Source organism: Amphibiibacter pelophylacis, assembly GCF_037688875.1.
GTDB lineage: Bacteria > Pseudomonadota > Gammaproteobacteria > Burkholderiales > Burkholderiaceae_C > Amphibiibacter > Amphibiibacter pelophylacis.
The window spans coordinates 257,814-275,880 of the sequence record NZ_JAWDIE010000001.1; the positions used below are offsets into that span (position 1 = coordinate 257,814).

Annotated in this window: 14 protein-coding genes and 2 tRNA genes; 9 read left to right on the forward strand and 7 right to left on the reverse strand. The window is 64.7% G+C overall.

The genetic code is table 11. The features are described from left to right. Window positions 1–8: 8 nt before the first annotated feature. From RV045_RS01235 to zwf, 3 genes are all read right to left on the reverse strand, one after another. Window positions 9–527, reverse strand: a complete 519-nt coding sequence (locus RV045_RS01235) for a hypothetical protein (RefSeq protein ID WP_423233935.1) — start codon at window positions 525–527, stop codon at window positions 9–11. Next, the gene (locus tag RV045_RS01240) at window positions 496–1,650 is read right to left on the reverse strand and encodes a DNA cytosine methyltransferase (protein ID WP_423233936.1); all 1,155 of its coding nucleotides are present in this window, start codon (window positions 1,648–1,650) and stop codon (window positions 496–498) included. The genes RV045_RS01235 and RV045_RS01240 overlap by 32 nt, the downstream gene beginning before the upstream one ends. A gap of 124 nt (window positions 1,651–1,774) precedes the next feature. Further along, window positions 1,775–3,223, reverse strand: coding sequence for a glucose-6-phosphate dehydrogenase (gene zwf, locus RV045_RS01245; protein ID WP_423233937.1), 1,449 nt, complete (start codon window positions 3,221–3,223; stop codon window positions 1,775–1,777). 255 nt (window positions 3,224–3,478) lie between these two features. Here zwf and RV045_RS01250 point away from each other — a divergent pair, with 255 nt between their 5' ends. The 9 genes from RV045_RS01250 to RV045_RS01290 all read left to right on the forward strand — a co-directional run bounded on the left by RV045_RS01250 (window position 3,479) and on the right by RV045_RS01290 (window position 11,421). Next, window positions 3,479–3,868: a cytochrome b562 gene (locus RV045_RS01250; protein WP_423233938.1), complete on the forward strand. Its 390-nt coding sequence runs from the start codon at window positions 3,479–3,481 to the stop codon at window positions 3,866–3,868. A gap of 232 nt (window positions 3,869–4,100) precedes the next feature. Beyond that, window positions 4,101–5,423 carry a trigger factor gene (gene tig / locus RV045_RS01255; RefSeq protein ID WP_423233939.1) on the forward strand — a complete coding sequence of 441 codons (1,323 nt, stop codon included), beginning with the start codon at window positions 4,101–4,103 and terminating at the stop codon, window positions 5,421–5,423. Between the two features lie 81 nt (window positions 5,424–5,504). Next, window positions 5,505–6,122 carry an ATP-dependent Clp endopeptidase proteolytic subunit ClpP gene (gene clpP / locus RV045_RS01260; protein ID WP_423233940.1) on the forward strand — a complete coding sequence of 206 codons (618 nt, stop codon included), beginning with the start codon at window positions 5,505–5,507 and terminating at the stop codon, window positions 6,120–6,122. Window positions 6,123–6,156: 34 nt separating this feature from the next. After that, window positions 6,157–7,506 (forward strand): ATP-dependent Clp protease ATP-binding subunit ClpX, encoded by a 1,350-nt coding sequence (clpX, locus tag RV045_RS01265; protein ID WP_423233941.1) that lies wholly within the window; start codon window positions 6,157–6,159, stop codon window positions 7,504–7,506. Between the two features lie 152 nt (window positions 7,507–7,658). Then, the gene (gene lon, locus RV045_RS01270) at window positions 7,659–10,091 is read left to right on the forward strand and encodes an endopeptidase La (protein ID WP_423233942.1); all 2,433 of its coding nucleotides are present in this window, start codon (window positions 7,659–7,661) and stop codon (window positions 10,089–10,091) included. Window positions 10,092–10,203: 112 nt separating this feature from the next. Next, window positions 10,204–10,279, forward strand: a tRNA-Gly gene (locus RV045_RS01275). 52 nt (window positions 10,280–10,331) lie between these two features. Beyond that, a tRNA-Cys gene (locus RV045_RS01280) sits at window positions 10,332–10,405 on the forward strand. Window positions 10,406–10,498: 93 nt separating this feature from the next. Further along, window positions 10,499–10,870 (forward strand): arsenate reductase, encoded by a 372-nt coding sequence (locus RV045_RS01285; RefSeq protein ID WP_423233943.1) that lies wholly within the window; start codon window positions 10,499–10,501, stop codon window positions 10,868–10,870. Then, window positions 10,840–11,421, forward strand: a complete 582-nt coding sequence (locus tag RV045_RS01290; protein ID WP_423233944.1) for a hypothetical protein — start codon at window positions 10,840–10,842, stop codon at window positions 11,419–11,421. The genes RV045_RS01285 and RV045_RS01290 overlap by 31 nt, the downstream gene beginning before the upstream one ends. 24 nt (window positions 11,422–11,445) lie before the next feature. Here RV045_RS01290 and RV045_RS01295 read toward each other — a convergent pair whose 3' ends face one another. Genes RV045_RS01295 through RV045_RS01310 form a run of 4 tightly spaced genes read right to left on the reverse strand, consistent with a single transcriptional unit; the run spans window position 11,446 to window position 18,020 of the window. Continuing rightward, window positions 11,446–11,868, reverse strand: coding sequence for a type IV pilin protein (locus RV045_RS01295; protein ID WP_423233945.1), 423 nt, complete (start codon window positions 11,866–11,868; stop codon window positions 11,446–11,448). Window positions 11,869–11,905: 37 nt separating this feature from the next. Further along, the gene (locus RV045_RS01300; RefSeq protein ID WP_423233946.1) at window positions 11,906–16,462 is read right to left on the reverse strand and encodes a pilus assembly protein; all 4,557 of its coding nucleotides are present in this window, start codon (window positions 16,460–16,462) and stop codon (window positions 11,906–11,908) included. Between the two features lie 8 nt (window positions 16,463–16,470). Beyond that, window positions 16,471–17,118, reverse strand: coding sequence for a pilus assembly PilX family protein (locus RV045_RS01305; protein ID WP_423233947.1), 648 nt, complete (start codon window positions 17,116–17,118; stop codon window positions 16,471–16,473). Then, on the reverse strand, window positions 17,115–18,020 hold the full coding sequence (locus RV045_RS01310; RefSeq protein ID WP_423233948.1) for a PilW family protein: 906 nt from the start codon (window positions 18,018–18,020) through the stop codon (window positions 17,115–17,117). Before RV045_RS01310 ends, RV045_RS01305 begins: the two co-directional genes overlap by 4 nt. Window positions 18,021–18,067: the final 47 nt, after the last annotated feature.

Genomic DNA, 18,067 nt, shown 5'->3' on the forward strand with positions numbered 1-18,067 from the left:
TGAAGGCATCAGATACGCTGTGCGGCAGGATGTCCGGGGTGTTCCGACAGGAAATCGAGCGCCACCGAGCGGATGTGCGAGGCCCACTGGTTCGCGGGCGCAAGCCGGTCTGAAGTCAGAAACGGTCGCAGCACGCTGCTCGTGATGTGCGGATTGTTGAGCGTTGCGCCCCGCTCGGCGATGTAGCGAGAGCGCAGTTGCAGAAGATTCAGCATCCCAGCGGGTGACAGGCGCGCTTCGTCATCCACTTGCACGTCCAGAGCCTCAGTGTATTGCTGGGCACTCCACTGCTGCCTGTGCAACCGTTTGGCTTCTGCCAGCGTGTAGCTGCTTTTCTCGCCGCAGACCTCGTGAAGGTCGTCCAGAGTCAAACGGCGCGAAGCCAGTTTGGACAGATGGAAATCGATAGCGATTTTTTCCTCGATGGACGCGATCCAGGGTTCCAGGTCCATCGGGGTCAGGCACAGGCAGTGCTGCAGTTCCGGCCGGTGCCGGTCACGGCTGTAAAAGCCGATCACGAACAGCATTCGCCGCCAGCGGGAAATGTGCGCCATGCTCAAGTTGAGGACTGCTGTGACTTTCCCCGAGGGTGTCAGCCACAGCCCGGGCGACGGCATAGGCCACTGGCGGGCAGACGCTGTTGCCGATCTGGCCCAGCACCTGGTAGACGGCGCCACTGAAGATCCAGTCCGGCGGAAAGCCCTGGAGCAGTGCGCAATCGGCGGTGGACAGCCGGAAATGCCCGTTCTCCGGAGGGTAAGCCATGGCCAGCGCGTGATCGTGCTGGACGCCGTTGGGCCAGATGCCCAGATCGTTCCAGATTTTCAGCGAGGCCTTGCTGTTGAGAATGCCGGTGGTTTTGCGCGGGCCCGTAAAGCCCGAGCGCAGCGTGGGAGCCACCACATCAAAACCCGTGTCGGGCAAACCGAGGCTGCGGCGCGCCGTGTTGCGGGGCAGCAAGGGACCGAACAGGGTGCTGACGTCGCCATGCGTAGGCTCTGGCTGAACAAAGCGGCTGGCGTCTTCTGCATGGCTGATGCCGACAAAAAACACCCGGCGGCGGGCCTGCGGGACGCCAAAGTCATGGGCCGCGAGCCTGAAACGGAACACGGTGTAGTCTTTTTCCAGCGGATCCAGGATCACGCGCTGGACAAACGAGTCAAATTTCCTGTCCAGCAGACCGACGACGTTTTCCGCGACAAATGCACGCGGTTTGGCCTCATGGATGCACCGGATGAAGTCGCCCCACATATTGCGCGGATCATCGGCGCCGGCCTGTTTGCCCGCCACCGAGAAAGGCTGGCAGGGCGGGCCACCATGAACCACGTCAACACCTCTGTAGACACTGAAGTCGGCCTGTTGCACGTCACCGGCCTGATCTCCAGCGTGGATATCCCATCCCGGGCGATTGGCGTTCAGGGTTTCGCCGCAGATGTCCAGCAATTCGAAGCAGGCCGCGTGCTCAAAACCGGCGCGTTCGAAACCGAGATCAAGCCCACCGCCGCCGGTAAAGAGCGACAGGCAGCGCAAGCCGCTGGGTTCGCATTGCGGCATCAGGTCGCGCACGTCCAGCCTGTCCTGCAGGTTCAGCGGTGAACTGGACAGGCGCGCCATTTTGAGCAGATCGACTTTGCGCTGGCGGGCGCGCATCGAGATGCTGCGGTAGCGGTCGCGCTGCTCCTGGGTCAGGTCGTAAGGCATATGAGCATCCGGTCTGAGCCCATTGTGGGCCCCAATGGCATAGCATACCCGCGACCTGGAGGATTTGCCGCCCTTACTGCTCCTCCGCCCAAGCCTCGTTATCCCGCGCGACCAGCGCGCTGGCCGAGGCCGGGCCCCAGCTGCCGGCGGCGTAGGGGCGCGGACCTTGCGGGTCGGTGCGCCAGTGCTCCAGGATGGGTTCAACCCAGCGCCAGGCCTGTTCCTGCTCGTCGCTGCGTACGAACAGGTTCAGGCGCCCGCCGATGGCGTCCAGCAGCAGGCGCTCGTAAGCGCCGACGCGTTTGGTGCCCGAGAAGGCGCGGTCGAAATCCAGGTCCAGGCGCACGGGCGTCAGTGCGTCCGAATTGCCCGCGCCCTTGGCGGCCATGAGGTGCAGTTCCAGCCCGTCCTCGGGCTGCAGCTTGATCACCAGGCGGTTGGCTCCCGCCGCGCCGGGGAAGATGGGGTGAGGCACCTGGCGGAAGTTGATGACGATCTGCGCGTCGCGCGTCGCCAGGCGCTTGCCGGTGCGCAGGTAAAACGGCACGCCCGCCCAGCGCCAGTTCTGGATCTCGGTGCGCAGCGCGACAAAGGTCTCGCAGGTGCTGCCCGGCGGCACCTTGACTTCGTCCAGATAGCCCGGAACGGCCTGGCCGTTGATCTGCCCGGCGCGGTACTGACCGCGCACCACGTCGCGCGCGACGCTGACGGCATCGAAGGGCTTGAGCGAGCGCAGCACCTTGAGCTTTTCGTCGCGGATGGCGTGGGCTTCGTTGCTGGCGGGCGGCTCCATGGCGATCATGGTCAGCAGCTGCAGCGCGTGGTTCTGGATCATGTCGCGCAGCGCGCCGGTGCCGTCGTAAAAATCGCCGCGCGTGCCCACGCCCAGGCTTTCGGCCAGGGTGATCTGCACGCTGGCGATGCTCTCGCGGCGCCACAGCGGTTCAAACAGCGCGTTGCCAAAGCGCAGCGCCGTCAGGTTCTGCACCGAGGGCTTGCCCAGGTAATGGTCGATGCGCAGCGCCTGGTTTTCGGTGAACACGCGGCGCACGATGGTGTTGATTTCCTGCGCGCTGTCCAGGTCGTGGCCCAGCGGTTTTTCCAGCACCACGCGGATGCCGTCGTGGTTCAGGCCGTGAGCGCCCAGCTGCTCGCAGACCACCGGGAAAAGGCTGGGGCTGACGGCCAGGTACAGCACCGAAGGCACTCCGGGGCGTTCGCCCAGCCAGTCGCGCAGGGTGATGTAGTCGTCAGGCCGGGACAGATCCATCCGGCGGTAGAAGAGGCGCTCGGCGAAGGCCGCGAACTCGTCGTCACTGGGGCGCTTGGAGGGTTCGACATCGTCAAAGCGCTCCTTGATAAAGGCGCGGTATTCGTCGTCGGTGCGCTCGTCGCGGGCCATGCCCAGGATGCGGCCCCCTTCGGGCAGCGTGCCATGGCGGAAGGCCTGGAAGAGGGCCGGGAGCAGTTTGCGCCAGGCCAGATCGCCGGTGCCGCCAAAAAGGACTAGATCGAAGGCCATTGATTTTCCTTGTTCGGAATCAGAAGAAGGCTGAGGGCTGCATTGTCACGCGCCTGGGTCCGGGCGATCTTCTGAATGGGTTTCGGGGACTGTGGCAGCGCTAACATCGATTGTCCAGGATTTCTGTCGTAAATCGGCCGCAGCGCCGTCCAGGAAACCCCACACCAGCGCGGCGCGATGCACCTGTGCAACATTTGCACACATTAAGCGTGTCCACAGCCCTTATCATCTGCCCCATCTTTTCTAGGAGATCTCATGTTCACCACCTCTTCGAACGGCGTTCGCGCCCTGTTGGCATCCGCAACCCTGGGCCTGGCCCTGCTCGCTCCGGCCGCTAACGCCCACGCAGGCCCCGTTAAAGACACGATGAAAGAGTTCAAGACGGATTTCGGCGCCGTCATGCAAAGCAAGACCATCGGTGATTTCAACACCGCGCTGGCCCAGCTGCAGGCCGCCACCGCCAAAGGCAAGGAAGTCCAGTACGGCAAGAACCCCGCCGCCTGGAAACAGGGCATGACCGAGCTGGACGCCAGCCTGGTCAAGGTCAAGGCTGTCGCCGACAAGGGCGATCTGACCGCCGCCAAGGCCGCCATGAAGGACGTCGGCGCCGTGCGCGACAAATTCCACAAAATGCTGGGCGAATAATCCCCGCTGCATCAGCGGCCTGCTTCGCGGCAGGCGCCTGGGGCCGGCCCTTGCGGGTGCGGCCCTTTGTTTTTTGCCGGGCGACTTTGCCGGATCCGGTCCGCCGGGTGGGCCGCGACGATGCGATAATGCCGGATTCGCCGTGACCGGCGTGGCGCTGCGCTGTGCGCCGCCTGTGGGTCAAGGGCGATCCGATCAACCCCAGTCTGGATTTGCACAAGGAAAATACATCATGACAGTCGCCGTTGAAACCCTGGAGAAGCTGCAGCGCCGCGTGACCCTCACCCTCTCGCCGCAGGCGGTTTCGGCCGAGGTGGACAAGCGCCTGAAGAAACTCGCCCGCACCGTCAAAGCCGACGGCTTCCGTCCGGGCAAGGTGCCGATGTCGGTGGTCAACCAGCGCTTTGGCTATTCGGTGCAGTACGAGGTGCTCAATGACCAGCTGGGCGCAGCCTTTGACCAGACCGCCCGCGAAGCCGGTCTGCGCGTGGCCGGTGCGCCGGACATCGCTCCCGTCGAAGGCCAGAAGGCCGAAGACCAGGCCGCGGGCATGCAGTTTCACGCCACCTTCGAGGTCTACCCCGAAATCACCCTCGGCGATCTGAGCGCTGTGGCCGTGGACAAGGTCAGCGCCGAAGTCAACGACGGTGCCATCGACCGCACCGTGGGTATCCTGCGCGCCCAGCGCCGCACCTTCAGCCAGCGCGCCGCCTCGGTCGCGACCGAAGCCGGTGACCGCGTCACCATCGACTTCGAAGGCAAGATCGACGGCGAGCCCTTTGCGGGCGGCGCCGCCCAGGATTTCCAGTTCATCGTCGGCGAAGGCCAGATGCTGGAGCAGTTCGACCAGGCCGTGCGCGGCATGAAGGTCGGCGAATCCAAGACCTTCCCGCTGCAGTTCCCCGAGGATTACCACGGCAAGGACGTCGCGGGCAAGGAAGCCGACTTCCTGGTCACGGTGAAAAAGCTCGAGCAGCAGCACCTGCCTGAGGTCGATGACGCTTTCGCCCAGTCGCTGAACGTGGCCGACGGCACCGTGGACGGCCTGCGCGCCGACATCCGCAAGAACCTGGAGCGCGAGGTGAAATTCCGCGTGCTGGCCCGCAACAAGGCCGCGGCCATGGACGCGCTGCTCAAAGTCGTTGATTTTGATCTGCCTTCGGCGCTGGTCAAGGGCGAAGCGCAGCGCATGGGCGAGCAGATGCGCGCCGACCTGAAAGCGCGCGGCATGAAGGACGCCGACAAGATGCCCATCCCCGAGGATGCGTTCACCGAGCAGGCCGAGCGCCGCGTGCGCCTGGGCCTGGCCGTGGGGGAGCTGGTCCGCCAGCACAGCCTGCAGGCCAAGCCCGAGCAGCTGCGCGCGCACCTGGACGAAATCGCCCAGAGCTACGAAAAGCCCGCCGAAGTGGTCCAGTGGTATCTGGGCGACCGCCAGCGCATGGGCGAGGTCGAGGCCGTGGTGCTGGAAAACAATGTGGCTCAGTGGATCCTGTCGCAGGTTCAGGTCACCGACAAAGCCGTCGGTTTCGAAGAACTGATGCAGCAGGCTTGATGTCCGGGGCTGCGGCCCCACATCATCCCTTCTGGCGGGGCGCGGGTGCTCCGCCGCAGACATTTTCATCAAGGACAGCACATGAACATCCAAGCCATGCAGGACGTGCAGAACCTGGGGCTGGTCCCCATGGTGATCGAGCAGTCAGGGCGCGGTGAGCGCTCTTACGACATTTACAGCCGCCTGCTGCGCGAGCGGGTGATTTTCCTGGTGGGCCCGGTCAACGACCAGACGGCCAACCTGGTGGTGGCGCAGCTGCTGTTTCTGGAGAGCGAGAACCCCGACAAGGACATCTCGCTGTACATCAACTCGCCGGGCGGCAGCGTGAGCGCGGGCATGTCGATTTTCGACACCATGCAGTTCATCAAGCCCGAAGTGTCCACGCTGTGTATGGGCATGGCCGCCAGCATGGGCGCTTTCCTGCTGGCTGCGGGCGCCAAGGGCAAGCGTTTCTCGCTGCCCAACAGCAAGATCATGATTCACCAGCCTCTGGGCGGCGCGCAGGGTCAGGCGACGGACATCGAGATCCACGCCCGCGAGATCCTGAAAACGCGCGAGCAGCTCAACCGCATCCTGGCCGAGCGCACCGGACAGCCGCTGGAGAAAATCCAGATCGACACCGAGCGCGATTACTTCATGACCGCCCAGCAGGCCCAGGAGTACGGCCTGATCGACCAGGTGCTGGAAAAGCGCCCCTGAGGCCATCCGACGAACGAAAAAGTGATTGCCGAACATGGCCAAAAAGAGTGACACGCCCGATCCCCTGCACTGCTCGTTCTGCGGTCGCAGCGAAGACCAGGTGGCCCGCCTCATCGGCGACAAAACCACCCTGATCTGCAACCATTGCGTGAGCGACTGCGTCGACCTGCTCAAGGACGACGCGCAGGAGGCCCGCAAGGAGCTGGCGCAGTCCCTCAAGGGGCTGCCCACACCGGCCGAGATCAAGGAAAAGCTGGACGACTACGTCATCGGTCAGGACGCGGCCAAGCGCCTGCTGTCGGTGGCGGTGTACAACCACTACAAGCGCCTGCTGCACATGGGCGTGACGCTGGACGACACGCCCGCTGTCACCGAGATCGACCCCGCCACGGGCCAGCCTTATCCGCCTGCCAGCGGCGACAAGGCCAAGGCGCGCATCAAGGCCGCGCACGCGCTGGCGGCGCCCGAGGTCGAGCTGGCCAAGAGCAACATCCTGCTGATCGGCCCGACGGGCAGCGGCAAGACGCTGCTGGCGCAGACGCTGGCGCGCATGCTCAATGTGCCCTTCGTCATCGCCGATGCCACGACGCTGACCGAGGCGGGCTACGTGGGCGAGGATGTCGAGAACATCATCTCCAAGCTGCTGCAGAACTGCGATTACGACGTCGAACGCGCCCAGCGCGGCATCGTTTACATCGACGAGATCGACAAGATTTCGCGCAAGAGCGACAACCCCAGCATCACCCGCGACGTCTCCGGCGAAGGCGTGCAGCAGGCGCTGCTCAAGCTGGTCGAAGGCACGGTGGCGTCCATCCCGCCGCAGGGCGGGCGCAAGCACCCCAACCAGGATTTCCTGCAGGTCAACACGACCAACATCCTGTTCATCTGCGGCGGTGCTTTCGACGGCCTGGAGAAAATCATCCAGAACCGCTCCGAAAAGTCCGGCATCGGCTTTGGCGCGACGGTCAAGACCAAGTCGGAGCGCAAGGTCTCCGACCTGTTCCGCGACGTCGAGCCCGAAGACCTGATCAAGTTCGGACTGATCCCCGAGCTGATCGGCCGCCTGCCCGTGGTCGCCGCCTTGGGCGAGCTGACCGAAGATGCGCTGGTGCAGATCCTGACCGAGCCCAAGAACGCGCTGATCAAGCAGTACCAGCAGCTGCTGGGCATGGACGGCGTCGAGCTCGAGGTTCAACCCGACGCGCTCATTGCCATCGCGCGCAAGGCCCTGAAGCGCAAGACGGGCGCGCGCGGCCTGCGCTCCATCCTGGAGGGCAGCCTGATGGACACCATGTTCGCGCTGCCCGGCCAGTCGGATGTCAAGCGCGTGGTTGTTGCCGCCGAAACCATAGACGACGGGGTGGCCCCGGCGCTGGTCCGCTGAGGGGCTGATCGGGTTTTCCCGCTTCTGTCCCGCGATGGCCCGCGCACGCGCTCCCGATCAGGTCCTTTTGCAGCCCGGCATGTCCGGGCTGTGTTATCTTGACTTGACTTCCGGGCCTGCGCCCCCACATGCACGGAACGAGAGAGGTTTATATGTCTGACACGCCCTTTTTGCCTTCCGAACCGCTGGAACACCCCATGCTGCCGCTGCGCGACGTGGTGGTGTTTCCGCACATGGTCATCCCGCTGTTTGTCGGTCGGCCCAAATCCATCAAGGCGCTGGAATCAGCGCTGGAAAGCGGCCGCCAGATCGTGCTGGTCGCGCAGAAATCCGCCAGCAAGGACGAGCCCGGCCCCGAAGACCTGTTCGAGGTCGGCTGCGTGGCCAATGTGCTGCAGATGCTCAAGCTGCCCGACGGCACTGTCAAGGTGCTGGTCGAAGGCCTGCAGCGCACGCAGCTGCGCCGCGCTGACGATTCCGGCGAATATTTCCTGGTTGAATCGGTGCCGGTGTCGCCCGAAGAGCCGTCTACGGCCGAGGTCGAGGCCCTGCGCCGCGCCGTCACCCAGCAGTTTGACCAGTACGTCAAGCTCAACAAGAAGATTCCGCCCGAGATTCTGGCCAGCATCGCTGCCATCGAGCAGCCCGGCCGCCTGACCGACACCATCGCCGGGCACCTGCCGCTCAAGCTCGAGGCCAAGCAGTCCATTCTGGACGCCATCGACGTGCGCGCCCGCCTGGAGCGCCTGCTCGAGCTGCTGGAGCAGGAGGTCGATATCCTGCAGGTCGAGAAGCGCATCCGGGGCCGCGTCAAGCGCCAGATGGAAAAGAGCCAGCGCGAGTACTACCTCAACGAGCAGGTCAAGGCCATCCAGAAAGAGCTGGGCGACGGCGAAGAAGGCGCCGACCTGGAGGAGCTGGAGAAAAAAATCAAGGCCCAGCGCATGCCCCAGGAGGCGCGCAAGAAGGCCGAGAGCGAGCTCAAAAAGCTCAAGCTGATGTCGCCCATGTCGGCCGAAGCCACGGTGGTGCGCAACTACCTCGACACCATGGTGGCGCTGCCCTGGAGCAAAAAAACGCGCGTCAAGCACGATCTGGGCTGGGCCGAGACGGTGCTCAACGAAGAGCACTTTGGCCTGGAAAAGGTCAAGGACCGCATCCTGGAATACCTTGCGGTGCAGCAGCGCGTGGACAAGGTCAAGGCGCCCATCCTGTGCCTGGTCGGGCCACCGGGCGTAGGCAAGACCTCGCTGGGCCAGTCGGTGGCGCGCGCCACGGGCCGCAAGTTCGTGCGCATGGCGCTGGGCGGCGTGCGCGACGAGGCCGAGATCCGGGGCCACCGCCGCACCTACATCGGCTCCATGCCGGGCAAGGTGCTGCAGAACCTGTCCAAGGTCGGCACGCGCAACCCACTGTTCCTGCTGGACGAAATCGACAAGCTGGGCTCGGATTTCCGGGGCGACCCCTCCAGCGCGCTGCTGGAAGTGCTCGATCCCGAGCAGAACCACACTTTCAGCGACCATTACCTCGAGGTCGATTTTGACCTGTCGGACGTGATGTTCGTGGCCACGTCCAACTCCATGAACCTGCCGCCCGCGCTGCTGGACCGCATGGAAGTGATCCGCCTGTCGGGTTACACCGAGGACGAAAAGCTCAGCATCGCGCAGCGCTACCTGCTGCCCAAGCAGAAAAAAAACAACGGCGTGAAAGACGGCGAGGTCGACGTCCAGGACAGCGCCATTCGCGACATCATCCGCTACTACACCCGCGAGGCGGGCGTGCGCTCGCTGGAACGCGAGCTGGCCAAAATCTGCCGCAAGGTGGTCAAGGGCTTCCAGCTCAAGAAATACACCGACTGCGTGCGCGTCGATGCCGACAACCTGAACGATTTCCTGGGCGTGCGCCGCCACGATTTCGGTCAGGCCGAGAAGGACAACCAGATCGGGCAGGTCGTCGGTCTTGCGTGGACCGAGGTGGGCGGCGATCTGCTGACCATCGAGGCGGCGGTCACGGGCGGCAAGGGCCGCATCACCCGCACCGGCTCGCTGGGCGACGTGATGAAGGAATCGGTCGAAGCGGCGCGTACCGTGGTGCGCTCGCGCGCCGCGCGTCTGGGCATCCGCGAGGAGCTGTTCGAGAAGCGCGACATCCACATTCACGTGCCTGACGGCGCCACGCCCAAGGACGGCCCAAGCGCCGGTGCAGCCATGACGACGGCCATCATTTCGGTGCTGACCGGCATCCCGGTGAAGGCGTCGGTCGCGATGACCGGTGAGATCACCCTGCGCGGCGAGGTGACGGCGATTGGCGGCCTGAAGGAAAAGCTGCTGGCCGCGCACCGGGGCAATATCCGCACGGTGCTGATTCCGCAGGACAACGCCAAGGATCTGCAGGAGATCCCCGAAAACGTCAAAGGCAGCATGGAGATCATTCCGGTGCGCTGGATCGATCAGGTGCTTGAAGTGGCGCTGGAGCGCCAGCCCGAGCCCCTGGCCGACGAGGACACCGCCGTGAGCGAAGTGCAGCCGCCCGTCGAGACGCCTGTTTTGCCGCTGGCGTCGCGGGGTGGGGCGATCAAGCACTGAGCGATAACCCTCTAAATTTTCAGGATTTCACGAAGTGCTTGACGAAGTCTTCTGGAGCCGTCATAATTCTTGCTTCTGTGATTCGTTGATTTCAACAAAACGCAGAAACAATGCGGGAATAGCTCAGTTGGTAGAGCGCAACCTTGCCAAGGTTGAGGTCGCGAGTTCGAATCTCGTTTCCCGCTCCAGACACTCCAAAAAAGGAAGCGTGGCTTCCTTTTTTTGTCAGCAGGTTTTAGTGGCGCGATAGCAAAGCGGTTATGCAACGGATTGCAAATCCGTCTAGCCCAGTTCGACTCTGGGTCGCGCCTCCAGACAATTCAGCTTCGGTCAAAATAACAGCCTCGCACGTGCGGGGCTTTTTTGTGTCCGCAGCGTTTTTTCTGACTGCTTCCCTTGGAGTCTTCATGAGCCCATCCCCGATCCGGCTGTACGGCATTCCCAACTGCGACACCGTCAAAAAGGCGCGCAAGGCGCTGGCGGACGCCGGGCACGAGGTCGTCTTCATTGACGTGAAAAAACAGGCCCTGGATGCGCCGACGCTAAAGGGCTGGATGCAGACGCTGGGCTGGGAGGCGCTGGTCAACCGGCGCGGCACCACCTGGCGCGGCCTGTCCGCCGCGCAGCAGGGCGCGGTGGTGGATGCCGCCAGCGCCTGCGTGGCGCTGCAGGAAAATCCTTCGCTGATGAAGCGGCCGGTGGTTGAATGGCCCGATGGCGCCGTCACCGTGGGCTACGACGCGCCAGCGTGGGCACCGCGCCTGCAGGCGAGGGCCTGAACGCCATGGCGGCACCTGCCACGACCCGCAGGGACACGCCCCAGCCGGGCCAGATGCGCATCCAGTCGCGTGAAGCGCTGGAAGAGGTGCGCGCGCAGTGCCTGGGCATGGTGCGTCAGCGCGCGGCCACGTCGGGCGGATCGGCGCTGATTCCGGTGCCGGGCGCCGACATCGTGGCCGACGTGGCACTGCTGATGGAGCTGCTGCCCGCCATCAACCGCGCTTTTGGTCTGGCGCCCGAGCAGATCGCCCTGCTGGCGCCCACACTGCAGACGCAGCTGCGCGCGCAGCTGGGCGACGGCGCCCGCCCGCTGGTGGGCCAGACCATCACGCGCAGCCTGGTGCTGGCCGTACTCAAGCAGATGGCGGTGCGCCTGGCGGCGCGTCAGGTGCTGAAGTGGGTGCCCGTGGCCGGGCAGGCCACCGCCGCTGTGATGGCGGCCTGGGCGCTGCACCAGATTGGCAAGCGCCATGTGAACGACTGCTGCAGCGTCATTGAGGCCCTGTTGCCGCAGCCCACGTCGGGCGGCGGTGAGGTGATCGACCTGTAAAGCGTTTCAGCCGGCGCTGATGTTTCAGCTGCCCCAGCATTCGGCTGCGGGGCGCGAGCCGCTGACTGTGCGGTTGCCGTCCTGATCCAGGATCAGATTGCCGCACTCGGCATCCGGCTGGCGCGTGGTCGGGGTGGCCGTCAGCGTGTAAGTGCGGCTGTCCGGTGTGGCCAGCGTCACGGTGTAGAAGGTGTCGCCCGATTTCGGGCTCTTCGCCAGATCGGTTGGCAGGGTGATCTTGCTGTAATCGCGCGTCTGGCCGTACTGGCGCTCGATGGCCATGGCCGCTTCCTGCAGGATGCCCGCCGCCTCAGCGCGCCGCGTCTTGACCATATAGCTGGTGTAGGACGGATAAACGATGGCCGCCAGGATGGCGATGATGGCCAGGACGATCATCATTTCGATCAGGCTGAAGCCGCGTGCGGCGTAGCGGTGGATGCGGTTCATGGTCGTTCTGCTCGGTAAGGGTCGGAAGGGGAGGGCATCACAGTTCGCGCCAGGTCAGGCGGCCGCTGTAATAGGCTTTGTCCAGCGTCTTGTTGGGGTCGGCCTTGTCGCTGGCCGCGTCTTTGCCGCCCACTGTACCGCCCACGGCCAGCTGGCCTTGTGCGTTAGGCGGCGCCTGGCGGGCGATGCGCTGGCTGTTGTTGCCCGGCGTCGGGTTGTTGGAGCGGCCCTCGCCCGCGCCGGTTTCCGGGTTGATGCGGTACTGGATGCTTTCCCCGGCCGAGCAGACCGCCCCGGCGCTGGCCGATGTCAGCGCGGTGACGATGATCTGGTTGTTGGTCGGGTGGACAAACACATTGCCCTGCACCATTTCGCCCTCAGGCAGGTTGATCACCCAGCCGCTGGCGCTCAGGGTGCTGCTGCCCTTCAGTGTGCGGGCCGTGCGGCCGTCCACCGTTGTGGCGGTCACGCTGGCCACGCTCAGGGCCGGGACGCTGCCCAGCACCGAGCCGCCCAGGCGCTGCAGGATGGGGCTGGTCGCTGCAGCAGCACTGCCGCTGACAGTGCCCAGCACGCCATTCAGGTTCAGGCCGTAAATGGCGTAGCGCCCGGTGCTGGTTTCAATGCGCAGCTGGTCCACCCGGGGCTGGCCCGTGGCAAACACCAGGAAGAGGCCAGACCCCGTGTTGAGCAGCGCGGGTGCCGCGACAATGGGCTGGGTGGTCTGGAAGAGTTTGCTGACCTTGATCGTGCCCGTGGTGAAATCAAAGCGCCACAGATTGCCTTTCAGGTCGCCCGCCAGCGCGTACTGCAGTTCGCCGCTGGCGTCGGAGACCAGCAGCGGCGTGGACAGGCCGTTGCCGCCTTTGTCGGGCACCGTCACGCCCGCATACTGCGGCTGGCCGTTGACCGCACCATCCATGTAGGCGACGAAGAGCGTGGCGTTGCCGCTGGTGCTGCCGTAGCCGTTGCCAAACACATAGGCTGAGCGCAGGCTGCCGCCCGATTTGACGCGGGCGATCTGGCTGGACACCGACGGATTGCTGGGGCTGGCACCCGCCTGTGAGGTGATGAACCCCATGTCCTGCGCTGGATCGGGCTGGCCGCCGATGGCTGGGGTTGTGTCGGTGAACTCCCACAGGCCAGGGGCCGCGTTGGTCTTGTCCGCGCTGGTGACATTCAGGGCCATCACACCCTTGACGCTACGACCAAAGGGCAGCACCGCCACGGTGCGCCAGGAGCTGCCTGCGCCCGCCGACAGATCCACATCGCCCACGGTGGGCGTGCTGTCCAGGTAGTAGCTGTTGACCAGCAGCTGCGTGGCGCTGCGCTCGGTCAGGCCGGGCAGGCGCGGCGCCAGGCCGCGCGGAATATAGGCGAAGGTTTCCTTCAGGGCGATGCTTGCGGCGTTGCCGTAAGTGCCGTCAATGCGGTAGGCGTGAACCATACCGTCGTTGCTGGCGACCAGCGCGACGGGTTGCGTGCGGCCTGTGGCGCGGATGAAATCGCCATAGCCCTTGGCCGCGCCGCTGTAAAAGCTGTTGGCCTTGGGATCGACAATCGCCACGCCCCCGTTGATGACTGGCCCGATGCGGGGCGGCAGATCGGCGCTGGCGGCAGTGGCGTCAGCGTTGACGCGGCGGCGGAAGAGCTCTGCCCCCTTGACCCCGGCGGCCGTGGTGTAGCCGACCTCGTCGCTGCGCTTGCCGCGCAGGTAATCGATGCGCTCGCTGGATTTGCCATCGACAACCCCAGCCTTGTTGCGGTTCAGGAGGGCGAGGGTGCTGGCGTCCAGGCTGGCCCGGACGAAGGGCACGGGGAGCCCGGCGGCGTTCAGCGTCTGCACATTGCGCGCACCAAAGGCTGGTGTGGTGCTGGAGACGATGCCGCCTGTGCCGACCACGCGCTCATTGGCGCTGTCGGGGAAGGCCGGGTTGTAGCTGACCAGCCCGCGCAGCAGCAGATCGCCGGTGTAGGTGGCCTGGTCGTAAGTGGGCCGCAGCACCAGGCTGATCGGCAGCTTGACGGTGCTGGGGCCACTGCCGTAATCGGCGGTCAGGCCGAAGCGGTTGGTGATGATGGGCTGCAGCCCGTCGTTGCTGCTGGGCACCCCGCGCACCAGGGCGTTGCCCGTGGCCGTGGCCGTGGGCAGGGCGGCGCCTGTCGTGCTGGGGGTGGCGGTGGCGCTGACCTGGCCGTTGATCAGGCACATGTTGGCATCGGTGATTTTGCCGCGCACGCCAAACTGCAGCGGCGGTCCGCTCCACAGCACATCCACCTGCGCGGTGCGGCTGAATTCGGGCACGGCGGCGTTGGGCCGCTTGATGACCACCTCAGTACGTATGCTGGGGTAGCTGCTGTAGGTGATGTTGGGCGGCATGTCCATGGACAGCTGGCCCTGGGGCATATAAAACTCGCTGACCTGCGGCTGGCCGGGCTTGCTGGTGTCATAGACGGTGATGCGCACGCCGTCCGGGGTGTTGGAAATGTCGCGGCCCCATTCCAGGCCGCTCAGCACCACGCGCTCGTAGACGGGCGGCTTTTCCAGCGTGTCGTCAAAGCGGTAAAAGTTGCGCGGGTTGGTGAAGATGTTGAAGGTGACGGCTTTGTCACTGCAGACCTTGCCCGTACTGGCTTCAAACGGAAAGCCCACCGACAGATCGCCCAGCAGCCACATGCAGTCGTCCCGCGTGTTGTCGGCCCGGATCACATAAGGGCGGCCCTGGGTCACGAAAACCGGAAACTGGTTGTCCGGGCCTGTGCATGCTGCGTTGGTGGCCATGTCCACGCACCAGACGGCGTCTTTGATGGCCGGCCCTTTCAGATTGAAATCTGCGAACGAGGGATCGCGTGGAGCCTGGTTGCGGTCCCAGACCTGGGTGCTGCCAAAAACCCGCGAGCCAAATCGTGCGCCCGTGTAGGCGCTGCCCCAGGGGTTGGACGTGCCCGACCAGAACCAGCGCTTCATGCTGCCGCTGGGAGTCATTTCCGGGCTGTTGTCTATCGTGCCGTAACGGCTGGCGAACTCGTAAAACGCCCACGGCACCTGCAGGTCGTCGCCCTGGGCGGTGTAGCACGCCATAAAGGGGGTGTTGACGCGGCTGCCATCGGGCATGATGGCGGCCCGGTTGCCCGGGCTTTGTCCGCTCGTTCCGGTGTCTGGGCGCGCGCGCAGGCAGACACCGGCCAGCTGGCCATCTTTGTCCGGTACAGGCGTCACAGTGCCGGGTGATGTGAGCACAGGCGTTCCGCCGGGGCCACTGTTGCCCAGGTTGATGGGCCAGCGGCCCTCGCACGGCGCCATGGTGCTGGTGTTGAAGCAGGTCAGCACCTGCTGGTTGTTGGACTTGTACTGCGCGGCCACAAACAGCAGGCCCGAGTCAGCCACCGATGAAAACATGACCTGTCCCAGGGTCAGAATGCTGCCATTGCCCTGGCGTTTTGTTTCGTCCAGCGGCAGTCTGTAGGTCTGTCCTGTGGCCGGATTGGTGCTGCATTTGCTTTGGGTCTGGGCGTCGTAGCAGTACACATAGCCCGTGGCATCGGTCAGGAACACCCTCGAGCCCACGGCTTCCAGGCCCGTCAGCCGGGTCTGCAACTCTGTGCCCATCGGATTGGATGGGCCGAAATTGGCGAAGCCGCATGATTTGTAAGGAATCGACGACAGATCGGTGCAGACGACACCAAGGTCGAGGCCTTTAACGCCTGCTTCAGGAACGTTGCGCACGGCAATGCCCGGAGCATACAGTTTGCCCGTGGCCGAATCCAGGTAGGAGAAGAGCATGGTGCTGGGCGTCATGATGTCGCCCAGGAAGGTTTTGCCGGCGGGCAAAGTCTTCCCGGGCGTGGCCATCAGCGACAAGCCGTCTGTGGGTTGGCCTGTGGCACTTTGCGGAAACCCTGGACAGGCCTTGGACGCGTCGGCGCGCAAGCGGCATTGCAGCGGACCCGCGTTGGAGTGGTGGTTGACGATGAGCACCAGCGCCTCGCCTCCCGCGGCCGGGCTGATGAAGGATATGGGGTGATACCCATCGCCTGTGCCGGTGAAGTTGGTCGCGCTGAACACGGCAGGGGCTTTGAGCGGCTCGTAAGTGAAACGTGCCGATCGTATGGCTTCACCCGGATTGGGCGTACGCGGGTTACCGTCGGCATCGGCCAGCGGACTGCCGTCATCGGCGAAAAACCGGGCGTTCCAGCCTTCGGGTTTGATGATGTTGTCAGGCTCGGCACCGGCGATAACGGCGTCTGCGTTGCCCGGAGCGTCCAGCGTGATGCTGGTCGCAGTGGGCAGGCCCGCACCGGTGCTGGAGCTGGAAAAGCCCAGATCCACCTGATAGCTGCTGGTGCTGTTGAGCTCCGGCGGGCTGTACTGCCCCAGCCAGGTGACCTGATCCGGCGCAGCAAAACCGGCCGAACCGCCCCGGCCCGAGAACAGCGACAGATCGACCGTGCCCGACGGTGTGGTCTCACTGGCCACCGAATAACCCAAGCCCAGCAGGGTCACGGCCACGGCTGTACTCAACCAGAAAGCCAGCAGGGGACGCTTGCGGCGCGGGGCGGCGGGGGTGGGAGCGGGATCAGCGGACGGGTTCATAGATTCAGTCATTGGCCAAGATTGCCAGTGGAGTAAGGCCGGTAGGTTTCCTGCAGCCGGACGAGGGTGCTGTCAAAACGGCCCCAGCCAACAGCGGTGATCCGGAAAACGGACGCGCCGCCTTTACCGGAAGAGTCACCGACGGACTGGTCCGGAATTTCTTCAACCACATAAGTCGGCGCGCGAAGGCCGGAGGGAATCAGTGCGGCGAACCCCTGCAGTGTCGCGGCAGGGGCGTTGCGCCACACGACACCCTCATCGGCATAGGGGTTGGCTGCGGGCACGGCCACGTAAACACAGCGACCGTTGGCGGGAAACGGGGTGGCCGTTGTGCCGCAGGGCGCCTCTCCGCTGCTGGCCTGCGTTTCACCGCTGCTTGCGCCCGCAGTGTCCCGGGAGCCATCCGCCTGTTTGCCCTGCAGGCGAAGTTCAGCGGCGCGCAACGCCAGAGTGGCGCTCTGGAAGGCGACTTCGCGGTCGTTCATGGCCAGGGCCAGACGCTGCTGATAACGGCTCATGGCGACGCCGCCCAGCGTCAGCAGCACGATGGTCAGCAGAAAGAGCATGCCAAAGAACAGCGTGACCCCGCGCTGGCTCTGGCGTAAGGGCGCAGGGGCAGTCCGGCTCCTGCGAAGGAATGGCGTCGTCGTATTCATGCGGGGTCCGGGTTCAGGAAGGGCATGACGGCCGAGCGGTTGCGCAGCTGGAAGGTCGAGCGGACGATGCGAAAGGCGTAGGCGGGGCCAGTGGTGGGCGCCGTTGCGGTTGAGCCATCGCAGCGTGTGTAGCTGGTGGGACGCGCGGCTGGATCGGTCGGGCTGGCAAGCACAAGACACAGCTCAACACCCACGACCAGCGGCCAGTCTGTGGCGTCTGTTGCATCGAAGTAGCTGATGTCGCCGCGCACAGGCGTGGCGCTGTAGAAATTACCCGCTGGCTGCTGGGCGGTGCGGATCTGATAGTCAAACAGGGTGCCTGCTGGCACCAGAGGAGCTGCAGCGGTGATCGGGCTGGCCAGGCCCACCGCCTGAACGGTCAGATCGCGCTTGGTGGTGTCGAAATTGAACCGGCACTCCACGATCCCCCAGGCTCTGCCGCCAGCAACCTTGGGGTAGGGGCGGCCGAGACAATCGAGGTCGGCGCTGTTGTCGGGGTCGATTTCCCGGCGGACAACCAGCGTGCTGACCCCGCCACTTGTGATCATCTGGATGCTGGGCCAGGGCTTATTCCCGGCGGAGGGATTTTTGTTACGGGCTCCGAAAAGGTCAAAGGTCCCGCCGGGAGGCTGGACACGCAGGTCCTGGTTGAAATCGTTCCAGTTGGTGTCGGGCACGGTCAGGCCGGCGTCACGCACAGCACTGCCTATAAAACCCATCGCGCTGCCACTGTTCTGCGACAGCTGCGATTCGCCCAGTTGCGTCACCTGTGAGCGCGCGACGGTCAGATAAGTGGACAGGATGGCGCCGACGACGATCAGGCCCAGCGCCAGGCCGACCATGACTTCGACCAGGGTCAGGCCGCGCTGGCGGCGGTGAAAGAGGGGTGACGACATCTTCATGGAACGATCAGTTGTACGGTGCAGCGCTGTCCCGAAATGACCGGAAT